The following is a 17,415-nucleotide window of genomic DNA, read 5'->3' as shown; positions in this document are numbered from 1 at the left end:
GAGTTACCCCGCTTCACCAAAGACACCACCTCGAACCAGAACGGCCATAACAAAATGCTGCTGCTCTACAGAGGGAACCTTATCCTTCAAAATCCAGTTATCCAGCAGGTTATAGAAGTCCATTTTCTGTTTAGGCTGGCGGAAAGCCGAGCCGAGCGTGGTAACTGATCCATAGGGCTCGACTGCAATGGGCCCCAACTCGTCATTATTCTCCGGTTGGGGATACCATGTATCAATGGTTCTCAGCGCATTGCCAATTTTCTGGGAGTGAATCGCCGCTGCATTCTCTTCCCCGATTCGATAAAGCGTCTTGCTCTTGTCTCCACGGGAGCGTTCCAGAATCAGTTCCTGCGATGGAAATACTTCCTGCCCTTCACCAATACGTACGAATGCTACAACATCCAATAATAAATAATGCTGCCCAGTGAGTGCTTTTTCGATAAGAGCTCCCAAGGCACGGGTATCCTCATTACCATTAAAGTCACGGAGCGACAAATCCTGTGCATTGAAACGCCACTGCTGCTTTGCTTCCCCCTGAAGCGACTGGCTCACGATCACCTCAATAGACTCGGCGCCTATACGATTACGCCAAAGGAAACGGCCATTCGCGAGGTTACATGCATAGCGGTGCGCCAATTCATTAAAGCCAATTTCATTGATATAGCCATTCACCGTCTGGCTCAACTTGGCCTGATAGTCTGCATTGTTACAGGCAGAAGGCTGGCCTGTACCGGGAAGAATACGTAGTGTGAAATGAACAGCCAAGGTGTCTGCATCGTGCGGCAAGGTGGCTACATCAACCGTTTGCAGGTTGGGTTTTTCGACTTCTGCATCCAGCTTTGCCGGGTCTGGATTCTTGGCATTCAGGCGATTGGAAATGGTTCCTCTAACAGACTTTTCCCGTACAGGCACAGCTGGCCAGCTTGTGTAGGCGCCGCGGTCATTCCAGTATCCGGCGCTGAAACGTGCATCGGAAGGGTCAAGTTTACGTTCAAAGGCAAGTACAGAGGCTGTTTTGAGTGGCTTATCGTTAGTCGACATAGGTTATTCCCCTGGAAGTAAATCAATTAAGTGCGTCAGACTATGTATTGTTTAAGCGATAAATACCGCGATCCAATTCGTTCTCGACAAACCAAAGAAGTTGGGACGGATCTTTTATTCGATGAGGACTTACCCACTCACCAATGGAATGAAGTGTTTCAACAAACTGAAAAGACGTACTGTTATCGCGAGCCTTATCGACCTCACCCGGACCATAGAGCGGCGAAATCGCACCATAGCCAACAGGAATCGGCACTAACCATCCGCCAAATGGCCTACGAACCGTCCATTCAATCCGTTCCCGCGTATCCCCGTCATCAGTCTCCACGCTTACCCGCTGGCATTCATGGTTCAACCGAGACAAATCCAACCAGGCATCCAGCGCTGTGGCTGAGCTCTTTTCCAACTTGAGAGCTGCCGTATGTTGTTGCAGCGCATCATCACGTAGTACCAAAGCGAATCCCGGTAATAATTGGCGCTTGAGAACGCGCCACGCATGTGCTCGTTTTTCGTATTCGTCACTGTCAAAACTAACCAATTTTGGGCGAGATCGTTTACTTTTCGGATTCGCTACCGGCAGGACGCTTCCCCCTGCAATACGCATTCCCTGAACCAACTCATGAATCTGGTCGGCAAGTTGTTGGCGCCGTTCTTCCAAGCGAAGGTCATCGCTCCCCTCCTGCGCTCCAACACTAATCAATAGGGAGATACAAAGATGAGCCCGCCCTTCCTCAACGATAGCGGAGGCGTTCCCCGATTTATCAACTGGGTTGCGTGTAAGATGGAACCCTTTCACAAAAGTGCCAGTGGTCACTTGTGGTTCGATACGGTGGCAAACCACACCAATTTCATTAAAGACAAGGCCAATATCATCCGGTAGCTTTCTCTCCAACGCGTGCATAAAACCCACAAAGGCACTCATGGCAGGGAAGCCCCACGTCATAGGGCTCGATATGATATTAGCGTTTTGGATGTAGAGCCTGGGGAGTACCAATAAGTGATCAATCTTGAACATCGTCCAGCTCCTCTTCCTCAGTGATCAATACTTCCTCCAGATCATCAAGTTGACGCCGGAAAGCGGTGATAATGTGAGAAAACTCCTTACTCCAATGCTTATGCTCTGCATCGCCGAAACCAAGCGAGCTCAACTTGTTCATTCGTTCATTCAACCAATTGGCCGCACGTAAACTTACCTTGGAATGCCAGTCGGACTGATTCCGGGCTTCTCTGAATTCCACATCATGCAGAGCACGCCCGGGATCCAGCCAATATTGTTCAGCGGGTACCAATTCACATTTTTCATCATTGCTCCAACCCGGTGCCAGCCCATGAATGTCAAAAGTGAATAACATCAGTTCATCCACCAATATGGCAACCCAATCATCGCGAGCATCACGAATATGCATATTGCTGATAGTCGCGCGCTCCAGAAGGCGCACCAGTTCATTCAATGCCCGCCACACCATGGGGCGTCTACCAAAACTTTGAAAGGCATCACGCATGGGGGCATACACATGGCGGGATTGCCATTCAGGAGGAAGGGAAGCCAATAGATAGTTTTGCCCTCCGCGTTCACTATTTAATTGAGATACATTTTGCGGGTTAGCTCCACCCAGTTTCTGAAGAGCCAAACGCGGATAATCCGTATAGCTTCCATCAAAATATTTGCCATCCTTACGCGCTTTTCTACCGTTTTTTGCATCTTCGCCGAAACGTGATTCACTAATATTGGCGTGTACAGAATGAATTAAAGCGGTCGAATAAAGAGGAGCCAATATCCGATATTCCTGATCATTGGTGGGTTCATCCCCCACCAGCCAATACATCTGTTTCCCTTTCGTGTGGGAGCTTTTAATCCTTTTCGCATCCATGATACCGGCGAATGACTTAACCCACTCACTGGCTTGATCGGAATCATGACTGAGCGCTTGAATCAATTCTTCATCGTTTTCCAGCGCTCGTTCCAATAGACTTTTCTCTTCCCAAACAGTTTTGAGAAACTTGTACACATAAAGTACTTTTGCGTCTCCCACAACATCTGCACCGAAGTTAGATGGAAGGCAATGACTCCCCACTAATCCGGCCTGATCCAATACCGATGGATCAACATAGAGGTTGGTCCCCTTGGCATCAGAATGAATGGCTTTTAGCGAATGTGTTACGACCTGCAATTGAGATACACGCTTGGCAGCGTCTGCCAGCCAGGCTTGAGGCTCATATTGCTGTTGAAGTTTCAGATATTGGGGATCATCAGGGGATAGCTTTTCCGCCTTGGCTGAAAAACGCTCATGGATGAAGCCTTCGATGGCTTCACGCAATGATGAAGGTGGGGCAGGTTCGGGCATAACATCTCCTGGAATCTTTTTGCCATGTCCATTCAACCGTATAGGTTGCTTAGAAATATATGTTCTTAAGGGTAAACCCTCATCCGCTACCGCACAGGTAGCCCTCTCAAGCCGGCCCTATGGTCGGCTTTTCACTTATTGCCAACAAACCCCAACGCTGGGTGGAAGTACCATCCATGTCGGGCATATTCACTCTTCAGGCTTATCCGTCCAAAGCGTGAAGCACATTGCAAGAGAGACATCCCCATAGCAGAGGCCTGATCTTCAAGGGCATCCATATAATCGGTTTCGTTCCAGGGGGTGATGTCAGGATGTTTCAAGGACTCATCGGAAATACGGGTAAATTGACTCTCGGCATGAATCGGCTCTGCTTTCCCAGAACAATAATTAATGCGTAGAAAAGAGTAATTTTCTTCGTCCTCATCGGGTAACAATACAAACTCGTCTTCTGCCAGATCATCCCGGCGGAAGGGTTGCTGCTGAGTGGCCAAGGCAGAAAGTGTCAAACTTGCCGGTCTAAAGAAAAGGTAAGCCCCCAAACGCTTCCGCTTTGGCTCACCTCTTCGTTTCCGCTGTCTTCCTGTCGTTTCTACCTTGTATCCTTCAATCATTAACTGCCCCAATTGCGAATGTTCCAGATCAGCCAGCCGCTGAGTTGGGGTTAACGGCTCAGCAGGAATGAGTCTGGGGCGTGAATCTATACAGGTATACTCTTCTTCTCTAAGCAGCGACTCCAACTGATATGACGCCAATAACGGTTCCGATTCGAACCCCGGGCGATAAAAAGCCGGCATTGACTTTTTCAGGTGCCGAATGTTTGTGGACAAGAGCGCAATATTGGGTGTCGATACTGCAGTGTGGCGATGTCGCCTGACACGCCCCGCCAACTGAATAATCGAACGCATGGATGAAGGCTCAACCAGCGCCCAGTCATAATCATGATCACGCCCTACTTCTGTTACCGGAGAGCCCAATACAATAAATAATTGATCCTGCATATCGCACTGATCAATGCGCTGGCGAATATCAGGGAAATCAAATACAGCATATTCATCATGCCGATCCAGCACATGATCAAGCGTGGATTCAAGTCGAGACCTGAGTAATAGAGGAAATTGGGAATGGTAAACACAGAGATGGATGTGGAAATTGCTCAAGCGCTCTGATCGATATAACCACTGTGCAAGATCCACTAGAGGTTCGATATTCGCCATTCTGACCAACCCGAAACTAACACGCTTTCCACTGACAGGGTCAATGGAATGATGGTTGTCATGTAATGCTTTGGATTGCGTCAGTAATACATGCCCCAAGGCATGAGTAATATCTTTAGCGCGGGAAGAAGACGATACGAGTGAGGCGAGATACGCACTACGCAAGACATCCTGTTTTTGCAGTCTGGCAGCGCGCTCTTGGGCGAAGGCGTCATGTGCACTTGTGAATGCCGCACTATCTGCACATTGCACCTGTGAACAGCCATACTCATCAAACCACGCACAGCACGGTGCGACTGGAATACCCGGGACTCCCCTGTGGCGTTGATACTCGGCTCTACCCTCGTGATAGGCCGAGAACAAGCCTTGTAGCATGGTTGGGGGCAGAGTTGCCGACGATAAAAGTATCCGTGATCCGAGCATGCCTGCCCAATACACAAGGCGTGTGAGCCCGGGGATATCCTCAAGCCCAAAATCGTCGGGCTCATCCAATATCAAATCGCTCGACATCAAGCGCAGCATGGGCACAATCTGAGAGCCTCCTCGCAGGCTCTCTGTAGCAGGCATCAAATGATCGATAGTACAAACCAGAACTGGGGCACTTAACAACGACCGTGAATCTGGATCACGCACTGCTCGTGACAACAGCGGATGTTCACCCAGTTGTCCATCGAAAAGTACGTGGCTTTGCTCATCAAGCAATGCCTCCCTCGACTCAGAGCCATTCCATGTGGACTGAGCATGCTCATACAATGAACGTACAGCACTCCCACCCACGCGAATAGCCATGTCATCACTATCAAGACCCAGCTTGTCTCGGTAGGCTTGCCCGGTTTGTAATGTCAGCGTTCTCAGCCCTAACGCTATTGAAAAACGGGCCCCGATCTCAGGGTCATTCAGTGCATACATAATCCGGCCATTGGCAATAGTCTTCCCACAACCGGTGGATGCCATGTTGATACCGAAAAAGCCATGATCATGACTACAGCTTCTCAAGCTTGTAGCCAAATCGAAGGCTTTATCCTGCCAGCGGAAACGAGAATCCTTGCTACGCTGACTAAAGCCCTTGTGACGCGCAATACGCGGAAGGCTACGAACCATGTCAGGCATACGGTGTACAATGTCGCCCACCGTTCTGGTAACACCCAGCAGGTGTTCATCCAATGACTGACAGCGCTCTTTATAACAATCCGTATTAGCGAACAGGCGGCTCGACCACGGCCCACGAAGTCGCCCTTCATTCGTCAGGCTTGAGTAATGATGGTCAGCCAGCATCAATGCCATACGCGAAAGGTGCATAACATAAGGAGATGCCATCGGTAATATGGGGTGATGGAGTGACTTCAGTTGTCGTGCTGCACGTCGCGCACGGGTTTGCCAAGCGTCCATGAACATGGGCAATCCATCAGGAAATTGCCAGTAGGGTATTACTTCATTCCCAGGCTTTTCTTCAACACGTTCATTCCATCCGGCAGAAATATCCATGGGAAGTTCGGGTATATTGCCTGTATTCAGACTAGTACGAGCACCCACCCATTTTTGTTGTAAATTATCATCCCTGACAGGCAAGGCAGGTAAACGATGGTGACTCAAGATAAGCCATCCGATCGCTGCAGCCAAAGGCGGTAAATTTGCAAATGGATAAAGATCCTGCTCTTTGAGGCTATCTATACCATCGCGCTTGAGTAATGTTATCCATTCGTCATCTTCAGGCGTCAGATTTTCAAGACGGGTCAGCCAACTATCATCATCATCCGTTCCAACAAAGGCTTCAAACAAACGTAACGACACCCATTCATGACGGTAAAGATTACGTCCTTCAAGATGCCCCAGCAGTCGGCTTTGGAAGGCTTTGCTCGCCTTCCCCATGTCATGAAAAAGAGCAGCCAAGGTCGTCAGCAATTGAATCAACTGCCCACTGTGCCAATCATTTTCATCATCGGATCGCACAATATTGCGGCGTGTCATATTGGTGGGTACGGTTCCCTTATCATTGAACTGGGCTGCGTTACCGACAATCCACAAAAGCTCACTGCGGTTTCTTCCCTTTATCCAATGGCAGGCAACAGCGGTATTTTTTCTCGCACGTTTACGTAATAACTTGCGTAGAGTAGTCAGACCTTCGGATGTAATGGCCGTTTGCCACACTTTGTCACCACAACGCTCTGCAAATTGGTCCAGGATACGACGAGTTTCTTTGAGCGCATTTTTATTACACTGGGAAATCAAGAGCACATTCATGCTTTTTGTATCCCCAATGCCGTGGATGTCTCCTTCAAGGTATCGATCATGAAATCCAGCGATTCCGTACGCGTCAACTGATCAATGCAAGCTTGCCGGAATTCGCGCTCTTCATCTCCTTTCATGGCAGATATAAACGCCAGTGGCAGGATCACCGCATCCTTGACCAGATCAGCAACATCAAAAACCAGTCCACCGCGCCTTGTTTTACCATGAAGGACAGCCAAGCCATGTGGTATTCCCAAAACCCAGGTGGCAGTAGCGGCAAGGCCATAAGCCAGATAATTGCCGTGATCCAGAAAACGATTGGCTGAATCCGCACCGCTACCATGTTTGGCTCTCTTGAACTCACCATAGCCCACAGCATTAACGGCAAGCTTGAATAACGTTTTGGTTAACCGAGCTTCAAACAACAATAGGTCAGTAGTATTGGGTGCAGCGGTGATCGCCTCACGATGAATATCCAGAGTACGCTTCAGAAAGGCCTTATCGATATTGAACCCCATATCAGTCAGGTCACGGTGCGTCCACCGAGCTTCGATATTATCTAATCTTTTTAATTGAAATGTTCGAGCGGCTTCCAATCGCAAATGGTCTTCAAACCAAAAATTTACCCAGCGTTGTAAATACTCTGTAGGCCGATATTCACTTTGTGGCGTTAACCAGGCAACATCTACTTCGACTTCAGTCGCTGAAAAAAGAGGCGTTCCTCCCCCGCCACAAAAACCAACCAGAACTCCGGCCTTGGCTAATTCACGCATAGCCGCTTGGGTGATGGATGTACCTGTACCCAACAAAAGAGAGGTGGTATTGGCAATTGGAATATTCCAGTAAAGAGAACGGGCACCTTCATCTGTGACATATTCAACCCGCCCACCATTAACAAGCACTCTACAATGCTGAAGGTAATAGATTTGTGCGCGTTTAGAGTGAAGGATGGTTTTTAAATCACTCGACGTTATCTCTTCCATGGCATTCACTTGAGTGGATATTTTTTAATTGTATTTTTTATACTTTTACCTAGATCTTCGGGAAAAGACGCTTATCAATCAGTTTGAAGGGTAGTTCCAAGGTCGGCAAAAACACCCCAACTCAACCCGCCACCACTTCCCTACCCCTCTCCCTATGCTTGGAAAGCTCTTCCGTCACCCTATCCATCATTGCACGATCAACCCGCAACAACTTCACACACCCTGCTGTCATCAGATAGGTAATGGCTGGCAATACCAAAAATACGACCTTTATCACGATCAGCGTGGTAGCGGTCTGATCAGGCTGGTCAGCGTGATAATGGCTCCAGGCCAATACAGAACTCACCAGTGTTCCCGACAACGCCAACCCCATTTTCAATGCGAGAAAATTACAAGCGAAGGTAATCCCGGTTAAGCGTTTACCCGAACGCCATTCGCTGTAATCATCCACATCAGACATAATTGCCCAGTCCAGTGGCTGAGCAATCTGATGCACCAGATTCAGAATAAAATATGCCACTGTCAGCAGAAGACGCTGCTCAGGGTCAATAAAAAACATCCCGGCCGACCAGACAAACAGAAAAATACTGATCCAGAAAAAGATGTTCAATTTGCAGAAACGATCACTCAAGGGTTTCGCAAGAGCACTCCCGATAATCATTCCCACCACACCGATACTCATGAATATCGTCGTGAAGGTATCGTCTGCTTTAACGACGTATTTCAGAAAATAAAGTGCAGCTGCCATGCGGATAAAACCGGGAAGCACATTGATAAACGTCAGCAACACCGTCTTTACCCACTGATCATTCTTGAGTACCAGCTTTAAATCATCCCGCAAGCGATGATGTTTATCTGAATGGACGGGAGTCACACGTTCTTTCACCAGTGCGAAACAAGACACTAACAAAACGAACCCGATGCAAGTCAGGATGCAAACAGCCCGGTGATACCCCATGGCCTGATCGCCCTTTCCCAACCATTGCACCATCGGTAACAGGCTGATCGTCAGAATCAGTGTAGCCACCCCCACGCCCATGAAGCGGTAGGATTGACAGGCGACACGATCCTGCGGGTCATAACTGATGGCACTTCCCAACGAGGTATAGGGAATATTGATGAAGGAATAGGTAATTGACATTAATAAATAGGTCGCGAAGGCATAGATCACCTTCCCGCTATAACTAACAGCAGGCACTGTGAACATCAATACACAGAGCACCGCGTATGGAAATGCAAAGAATAGAATATAAGGCCTGAATTTACCCCAACGGCTATGCGTTCGATCAGCCAACATGCCAATGACAGGATCGGAGACGGCTTCAAGTACTCTGACCCCCAGCCAAACGAGGGCTACAGAGGATGCCGTTAGTCCATAGACATCGGTGTAATAATAATTCAGGAACAGGAAAACAGCGCCGCCCACAATGTTGCAGCCAGCATCCCCCATGCCATAACCGATCTTTTCAATCATACCCAGTCGCTGGCTGTTCATCTGTATCCTTTTTTGGAAGGCGGTACTCATCCGGAGAGAACATCCGGATTTATCCCTTGTAGTGTGCGGCGCATACGCCCCTATTGGAACGTTCAAACGGGAGGCAATTACCTCAAAAGACTATGTTGAATATCCCGCTCATTGTCATTTCGCCTTACCACACTATTGACGAGCGCGGATAATAACCGAGGTGGTCTGCCATTGCATCAAGGCTATATAAGCGCTTTCGATAGGTCCAAAAGCCACTTTGCGTTCATGTAGATGATATCTGTATGGGCCTACACGCTCTGAAGGCCCTCTTCTCTCTTGCATATGCATTCGAATCATCAGCATGCAGCTATGTATAGCACATCCCTTGTCGCAATGTAGGCGTATAGATAAGGAATCGTTTCAAGAAAAGACAACCGTCACGAACAACAGTCGTCTGCATTAGGAAAATGAGAGTATGTTTGCTAACGTAGTTTCTCATTGGCAAGCATACGAAACTTCATCAGCCATCACGTCTGCTTTTTCATCACAATTCTTATTACCTGAAGGATGCTACTCATATGTTCGCATGGGTCACTTTGCTGACACAGCCGAGCTATCTCGTCGGTGTGAAAGCTCTCCATCGCTCCCTGCAAAAAAGCGGCACCCAATGGCCATTGGTCGTTATGGTGACAAGCAACGTTGAACAGGACGTCCGCGATGCTCTGGTACAGGATGGTTGTATTGTTCATCCTGTCGAACATTTGGCGCCACAAGCCGAACTGACACAGCATTATGCGCTGCCTCAATTCGGTGAAGTCTGGAACAAACTTCGTATCTGGGGATTGACCGACTACCAACGCGTGGTCTTTCTGGATGCGGATATGTTAGTGCTACAAAATATGGATGAGCTTTTTACGCTGGATTTTGGGGATAACACCATAGCGGCTTGCCATGCCTGTCGTTGTAATCCAAGAAAGCTGAAGAGCTACCCCGCTGACTGGAACCCAGAGCATTGTCATTACACCTGGCAGGAACGGGGGGAGCAACCACCTGCTTCTCTGGATCTCTATCTGAATGGTGGTTTTCTGGTACTCGAACCCGATAATGCTGTATTGCAAATGTTTGAGGAAAAACTGGCCGCCATCGATGACTTGAAAAAGTACCCCTTCGCCGAACAGGACTTTCTCAATGAAGTCTTTTCCGAGCGCTGGTTACCTCTTCCCTATATTTACAATGCGCTGAAAACACTGATGTTCCAACATCCCAAAATATGGCATCAGGAAGAGGTAAAAAACATCCACTATATTCTGGAAAAACCCTGGAAGATCGATATTGAGAAATCGAAACAAGAACATGACCGCTATTACCCACTGGATAAACTGTGGTGGGAAATAGGAAGGGAATAGAAAGAAGTCCCTTTTCTCACGGATCAGGTGTAGCCTGATTACCTCTTCGAACAGAGGCACACGTTCAAAAAACCTTAGGCCGGGCGCTTAAGGCTTCAGTAAATGAGGGCTGTCAAAACAATATTCTGCCAGCCCCCTTTGGGCATTCAGCTGCACAGCCTTTCTGTGTGAACCACGGGGCGATAACATCAAATCGCCCATGTGTGTATCCTTTGAAGAAAATGGTTCACATACTTGGCTCTACGTTCACTCAGCTTTTTTATTAGCGGTTCGCAGTAGCCTCCTCTACGTAGCCCATCTATAAAAGCACTATATACCCGCCCGTAACAACACTGCATCCAGTAATACCTGAGCCCCTGCCGCCGCATCTTCAGCCGTTATGGATTCTGCTGGATTGTGGCTGATCCCCTTCATGCAAGGTACGAAGATCATGACGGTGGGCGCAATTCGGGAAATATTCACTGAGTCATGCCCGGCTCCAGATAATATACGTCGTGAAGAAAACTGGCGTTGTTCGATGGCTTGTTCAACCAGATCGATACAGGTTTCATCAAATACAATGGGTGCACTATCCAGGATACGCCTGACCGTAACATCGGTGGTGGCAGTAATCTCTGATGAGCACAGTTTGTCGAGAGCCTGTTCAAGCCTGTTTAGTACCGCTTCTTCGGGGTGGCGAATATCCAGCGTCAGGTTAACCTCACCGGGGATAACATTACGTGACGCATGTGGGATCGAAAACTCACCAATGGTGACGTTGGCCCCTGCATCCAATGCCATTCGCCGGAGCTCAAGGGAAAGCTCTGCCGCTGTCATGAAGGCATCCCTGCGAAGATGCATGGGGGTTGTCCCTGCATGAGCAGCCATCCCCTTAATGGAAATGTCATACCACCGCATACCCTGCGCACCGGTCACGATGCCAATGGTTGTCTCCTCGGCTTCAAGAATGGGGCCTTGTTCTATATGAAGCTCGAACATGGAATCGAATTCAACTTTTCCCAAGGGTAAATCCCCACGATAGCCTATCTCTTCCAGCGCCTCTTCGAAGGTAATGCCGTTGCGGTCTTTTGCCGAAAGAATCTCCTCAACCGGCAATACGTTCGCAAACGCTGCCGATGACCCCATGGAGGGCGCAAATCGCGCACCTTCTTCATTGGTCCAGTCCACCAGAACAATGGGCTTTTCGGGCGTAATGTTGTTTTCGCTCAATGTACGTAACACTTCAAGCCCGGCAAGCACACCCAAAATGCCATCGAACTTGCCACCCGTGGGTTGAGTATCCAGATGGCTGCCCATTGCGACAGGCTTGGCATCGGACGAGCGGCCGGGGTAATGGGCGAAAATAGTGCCCAACGTATCCACCTCCACATGAGCGCCAAGCTTTTCACATTCAGCACAAAACCAATCGCGAATAGTTTTATCTTCCTGTGAAAGGGCCAGTCGTCTTACTCCCCCTTCATCGGTACCCCCGACCCGGGCTGTTTCGAGAATAGTTTCCCACAGGCGTGCTGCATTGATATCAATTGCCATTCATTCGATCCTTCTTGTTTTTGTATGAATTATCGGAAGCGCTAAATTCAAGACCAACGTATTGATTTCACGTTAACAAAGAAAAGTGGGTGATGAAATAACGTAATACTCGTTCCATTCATCATCACTGCAAACATTCCATGCCGACGAATATCAATAGCCATCAGAGAGGATACCTATAATATCGTTATCGTGAATCATTGCTATGTAATAGGAATGTCATTGAGGGCAGGGAAACAAAATACGTTCATAAAAAAGCCAATAAGTCCCCTATCCATTGGAATAATACTGACATGCATCATAACGCCCTATAGTAGTTATGGAGCACGATGATATGTAATAACGTGCCATTTGATACAAGAATATCTTTCCGCTAACCCTCACTGTCGAGACACGACATGCTTAACAAGATAACCAGTGTCATCCTGCTCCTTTTAGGGGTAGCGACACTTTATATGGCTATCCGGCTGGTTATGGTCGGAGGGTCACCGTTTTATGTCCTGATGGGACTGGCTTTTATTATCAGCGCGGTACTCTTGGTGCTGAAAAAGCGTAGTGTTTTAACGCTTTACGCGATCTTCATGTGGATAACACTCGCATGGATTATCTACGAAGTGGGCTTCGATAAATGGCAATGGATTCCCCGTGGGGATATTGTCGCGTTGATCGGGCTCTGGCTGGCTCTTCCGTGGATGACAAGGCCACTGAACCGCCTGCATCAGTCTAATCGCGGTTTTCATCCCTTTTTGGGGGGAACAGTCATCATCATGCTCGTGATGGTGATTGCGCTATGCTTCTATGATCCCTACCCCACTGAGGGAAGTTTTGGTAATGATGAGACTACGGCTACAAGCGACGCAGGTCAGGATTACAACAATTGGGTCGCCTATGGCGGTAACGATATGGGGCAGCGCTATTCAGGCCTGAATCAGATCAATACGAAAAATGCTGCTCATTTGAAGGTGGCGTGGCAATACCACACTGGCGATCTTCGCAATCCACAAAAGGATGCCACCGAATATACTTTCGAAGCCACGCCTCTCAAGGTGAATAACAGCTTGTATTTATGTACGCCACATGGACGCGTGGTGGCACTGGATCCTGATACGGGCAAGCGTAAGTGGCAGTACTCCCCTTTGCCTGATCCCTCTATTGACCAACAGCACCAGACATGCCGCGGTGTCGCTTATTATCAGGAACCAACGCAGGCTGACAATTCAGCCAATGCCAATGCTTCCACAGGACAGAATCAGGCCGCTGAGAATACACCTACTGGACAGGCAAGCACATCCCCTCAGACCGATGCATCCTCTTCGGCCCCCATGTCGGATACCGCTACTTCCACGGCGTTAAATGGCGGCCAATGTATCAAACGTATCTTTTCTACCACCGCCACCCATCCACAGTTGATTGCACTGGATGCCAATACCGGTAAGCCATGCGAAGACTTTGGCAATCATGGGAAGGTCGATCTGCTGGCCGGGCTGGGGCAGGTACGCCCACATGCCTATATGGAAACAGCAGCACCACTGGTAGCAGGTGATTTGGTGATTGTGGGTGGCTCAGTCACGGATAATGGTTACCAACGTGGCAACCCATCGGGCGTCATCCGTGCCTATAACGTTCATACTGGCAAATTGGTATGGAATTTTGATGCTTCCCAGCCTAATCAGACAGCACCACTCGCCCATAGAGCCACCTATCCCCACGACACGCCTGTCGCCTGGGCAACTCTCAGTGCGGATATCAAGAACAATCTGGTTTACGTCCCGTTTGGCAATGCTTCACCCGATGAAGTCGGTATTGATCGTGATCCCAACAGCAATACAGAAAAAATGCGGGACACCATCGTAGCCCTGGACTTGCAGACCGGCCAGATGAAATGGGCATTCCAGACTTCACATCATGACTTGTGGGATCGTGACAATCCATCCCAACCATCATTGTTGAATATTACCTATGATGGGCATTCACAACCGGCCATGGTGCTTCCTACAAAGACAGGTAATGTTTTCGTATTGAATCGTTTAACGGGGCAACCCATCTATCCGGTCCATGAATACAAGACATCGACCAAAGGCATTCCCGGGGAACACTATGCCTCGTCACAACCTGTGTCTGCCTTGAGTTTCATTCCACACCCGCTGAAGGAATCGAGCATGTGGGGGATGACGCCCTTCGACCAAATGTCATGCCGAATTACCTTCAAATCAGCACGGTACGATGGTAACCCGTGGACACCGTCCACCGAACATGGATCGATCATCAATCCGGGTAATATCGGTGTCTTTAACTGGGGCTCGGTGGCCGTCGACCCTGTTCGACAAATTATGGTCGCAGCACCAGTGCGCCTGGCTTATTACTATCATCTTGTGCCAAGGCAAGCCTCTGATGAAAATCGTCGCCTTGTTACCACACCCAAACAGGGATACTGGAACGAGAACTTCGGTGGTCACTATGCCATCAAAATAGCACCGTTCTCATCACCGTTGGGTATTCCATGTCAGGCACCGCCGTGGGGTACGTTGGCTGGCGTTAACCTGAAAACCGGCAAGGTGGTTTGGGATCGTCGTATCGGGACAACCAAAAACCTGAAAACGGCCTTCCTGCCAGGTCGATTCCCCATTGGCTTCCCGGTCGGTATGGTGGCACATGGTGGCGGCATCATTACGCGGGGAGGCCTGTTTATTCAGGCAGCGACTGCGGATGACTACTTCCGTGTGTATGACCTGAACAACGGCAAAGTGCTCTACCAGCACGAGCTTCCGGCGGGCGGGCAAGCGACGCCAGCCACGTATACAGGAGCAGACGGTAGCCAATACATTGTCGTCGCTGCGGGTGGGCACGGCAGTCTGGGGACAAAACTGGGCGATAGCGTAGTGGCATTCAAACTGTCACAGTAACCCACCCTCGTTTACATATCGTGTTACCTTGCAAACAAGAAAGCCGCCTTTTCAAAGGCGGCTTTTTCAATTCATTATTTCCCCAAACGATCACGCATCCAAAACAGCAAAAGCCACAAGGTGAAGGCAAGGTTATTTCTAAAGCATACTTTTACTCGCTTGTTGATTAGAGCATGAACTCTTTCGTTCATGAAAGACAGGAGGTATCGTCAGCACTTGCCCGGGTGCCCCATCATTATGCTCATCCAGAAGGGCCAGTGTACCCTCGACCATGGCCTCTACATTCTGATCAAAGCTGCTGAGTCCATAAGCTTTCCAGGCCGCACTTTCAATATTGTCATATCCGACAATCGCTATCTCGTCAGGGATATGAACGTCAAAGTCATAACGCAATGTATCCATAACGCCCAAGGCCATCAGATCATTGGCACAGAAAATAGCGGTGGGACGTTGCCCAGCCCCCCACAGGGAGCGAATGGCCTCTTGCCCTCCCGCATAATCGTAATGCCCCCAGGCCTCGCTTAACGTCGTACCCTTTTCCGCTATTGGCATACACTCTTTCACTACATGAGCAAATCCTTGAAAACGCAATTGCTCTGCGGGACTCCCTTCAGGGCCATGAATAAAACAAAAGTGCCGGTGACCTCTTTCGATAAAATAATGGGCTATCTGTTGGCCTGCCGCATGATTATCTGAATTGACTGAACTGACCCCGGGGGCGTTTTGCAGGTTATTGAAGGCCACGACCGGGATGTGAGTGGCAGAAAGCACTTGAGCAATCTCTGGAGTAATGACAGCCAAGGCACTGACGATAGCGTCGACCCGATAGCGCATAAGCTGCTCGATTGCACCATCCAGCGCGTGATCGCTCTCTACATGAGTTACGAGTACCTGCTGGCCCCGTTGCTGCAAATGCTGGGTTAACGACTCCAGAACACGCGCATAAAAAGGGTTATGCATGCCACCCAATACAACAGCTACCATATTGGAGCCCTTCCCTTGCATGATGGCAGGTAAGGCATTGGGTCGATAATCCAATTGGCTGGCAGCCGCCAATACTCGTGCTCGTGTCTTTTCTGACACACTTCCATGAGCTGAAAAAGTACGCGAAACGGCGGACTGAGACACACCTGCCAAGCGAGCCACATCCGAGGATGACGCCAAACGATGTCTCTTTTTCATGAGCAGGTCTCGGTCTTTGGGGGCATAAATTCATTCATTGTCATTTTATCGTTTCGTCCTGTCACATATCAGGACCAATGTATCCTGGGCGGCATGATGCGATCAGCCATATCTATAAATTACCCACATCTATAAATCATTTATATCTATAAATGAAGATACTGATATACGCCAAAGGCGCAAAAAAGTTCATATGAAATCAGACAGTTCGACCATTGGTGTATTGATGCAACCTTTTTCACTGCCTATTTTGCATAGCTATGCATACACTCTAAAAACACAGTAAACGAGACTACATCATGCCTACCAAAAATGTACTGGACAGTTTCAAACTTGAAGGGAAAACAGCCATCGTAACAGGTGGCAATCAGGGAATTGGCAAGGCCATCAGTTGGGCTTTGGCAGAAGCAGGCGCCAGTGTCATCATTGCCGCGCGTAATCTGGAACGAAGCCAACAGGCAGCCAAGGCCCTTCAGGAAGCCGGGCACACGGCATCCGCCATTTCATTGGATGTAACGTCGCCTGAAGGTATCAGTAAAGCCCTTGATGACATTGAAGGCAATATCGATATATTGGTGAACAATGCTGGCATCTGCTACCACGAGCCTTCTATCGAGATTACCCCCGAGCGCTTCACAGAAGTCATCAATGTGAACCTGAATGGTGTCTGGTTCTGTGCTCAGGCAGTAGGCAAACGCATGATCGAACAGAAGCATGGGGCGATTATCAATATCGGTTCCATGTCGGCCGATATCGTTAACCGCCCGCAATGGCAGCCTGCCTATAATGCCTCCAAGGCAGGTGTGCACCATTTGACGCGCTCATTGGCGGCAGAATGGGCCCCTTACAATATTCGCGTCAACGCCATTGCTCCCGGATATATTGCGACGGATATGTCGCCTATTGATAACCCTGAATTCAAGCGCTACTGGATCGAAGACACCCCCATGCAACGCGCAGGTGATCCACAAGAGCTGGGCCCCCTCGCCGTATTCCTTGCCAGTGAGGCCTCTACCTTCATGACGGGTGCCATCGTTACGATTGATGGTGGCTATAGCGTTTTCTGAACATGCGTTAATCACAGGCAGATAGAAATTTTCACTCGCCCAAGATAGAC

11 protein-coding genes are annotated in these 17,415 nt (G+C 48.9%); 3 read left to right on the top strand and 8 right to left on the bottom strand.

What is annotated here, in order from left to right; genetic code table 11:
- Positions 1-3: 3 nt before the first annotated feature.
- From csy3 to LMG33818_RS09860, 6 genes are all read right to left on the bottom strand, one after another.
- Positions 4-1,041, bottom strand: coding sequence for a type I-F CRISPR-associated protein Csy3 (csy3, locus tag LMG33818_RS09885; RefSeq protein WP_442323221.1), 1,038 nt, complete (start codon positions 1,039-1,041; stop codon positions 4-6).
- A 40-nt stretch (positions 1,042-1,081) separates the two neighbouring features.
- On the bottom strand, positions 1,082-2,056 hold the full coding sequence (gene csy2, locus LMG33818_RS09880) for a type I-F CRISPR-associated protein Csy2 (RefSeq protein ID WP_442323220.1): 975 nt from the start codon (positions 2,054-2,056) through the stop codon (positions 1,082-1,084).
- Positions 2,043-3,386, bottom strand: coding sequence for a type I-F CRISPR-associated protein Csy1 (gene csy1 / locus LMG33818_RS09875; RefSeq protein WP_442323219.1), 1,344 nt, complete (start codon positions 3,384-3,386; stop codon positions 2,043-2,045). The genes csy2 and csy1 overlap by 14 nt, the downstream gene beginning before the upstream one ends.
- A 131-nt stretch (positions 3,387-3,517) precedes the next feature.
- Positions 3,518-6,841: a type I-F CRISPR-associated helicase Cas3f gene (gene cas3f / locus LMG33818_RS09870; protein ID WP_442323218.1), complete on the bottom strand. Its 3,324-nt coding sequence runs from the start codon at positions 6,839-6,841 to the stop codon at positions 3,518-3,520.
- The gene (gene cas1f, locus LMG33818_RS09865; RefSeq protein WP_442323217.1) at positions 6,838-7,812 is read right to left on the bottom strand and encodes a type I-F CRISPR-associated endonuclease Cas1f; all 975 of its coding nucleotides are present in this window, start codon (positions 7,810-7,812) and stop codon (positions 6,838-6,840) included. The genes cas3f and cas1f overlap by 4 nt, the downstream gene beginning before the upstream one ends.
- Before the next feature lie 121 nt (positions 7,813-7,933).
- Positions 7,934-9,307: an MFS transporter gene (locus LMG33818_RS09860; protein ID WP_442323216.1), complete on the bottom strand. Its 1,374-nt coding sequence runs from the start codon at positions 9,305-9,307 to the stop codon at positions 7,934-7,936.
- A 548-nt stretch (positions 9,308-9,855) separates the two neighbouring features.
- Between LMG33818_RS09860 and LMG33818_RS09855 the strand changes: the two genes are divergently transcribed.
- Positions 9,856-10,683 (top strand): glycosyltransferase family 8 protein, encoded by an 828-nt coding sequence (locus tag LMG33818_RS09855; RefSeq protein WP_442323215.1) that lies wholly within the window; start codon positions 9,856-9,858, stop codon positions 10,681-10,683.
- Positions 10,684-10,992: 309 nt separating this feature from the next.
- Here the strand turns inward: LMG33818_RS09855 and LMG33818_RS09850 are convergent, their stop codons facing one another.
- The gene (locus LMG33818_RS09850) at positions 10,993-12,213 is read right to left on the bottom strand and encodes a M20 family metallo-hydrolase (protein ID WP_442323214.1); all 1,221 of its coding nucleotides are present in this window, start codon (positions 12,211-12,213) and stop codon (positions 10,993-10,995) included.
- A 398-nt stretch (positions 12,214-12,611) separates the two neighbouring features.
- On the opposite strand from LMG33818_RS09850, the gene LMG33818_RS09845 reads away from it, so the two are divergent.
- Positions 12,612-15,116: a membrane-bound PQQ-dependent dehydrogenase, glucose/quinate/shikimate family gene (locus tag LMG33818_RS09845; protein WP_442323213.1), complete on the top strand. Its 2,505-nt coding sequence runs from the start codon at positions 12,612-12,614 to the stop codon at positions 15,114-15,116.
- Between the two features lie 138 nt (positions 15,117-15,254).
- Here the strand turns inward: LMG33818_RS09845 and LMG33818_RS09840 are convergent, their stop codons facing one another.
- Positions 15,255-16,298, bottom strand: coding sequence for a LacI family DNA-binding transcriptional regulator (locus LMG33818_RS09840; RefSeq protein WP_442323212.1), 1,044 nt, complete (start codon positions 16,296-16,298; stop codon positions 15,255-15,257).
- Positions 16,299-16,597: 299 nt separating this feature from the next.
- Here LMG33818_RS09840 and LMG33818_RS09835 point away from each other — a divergent pair, with 299 nt between their 5' ends.
- A complete protein-coding gene (locus tag LMG33818_RS09835; protein ID WP_442323211.1) occupies positions 16,598-17,365 on the top strand; it encodes an SDR family NAD(P)-dependent oxidoreductase in 768 nt (255 codons plus the stop codon).
- The last annotated feature ends 50 nt before the right edge of the window (positions 17,366-17,415 follow it).

It is taken from the genome of Cernens ardua (genome assembly GCF_051251085.1).
In the GTDB taxonomy this organism is placed as follows: Bacteria; Pseudomonadota; Gammaproteobacteria; order Pseudomonadales; family Halomonadaceae; genus Cernens; species Cernens ardua.
The sequence above is the reverse complement of the archived record's forward strand: the minus strand, read 5'-3'. Positions and strand labels throughout refer to the sequence as shown.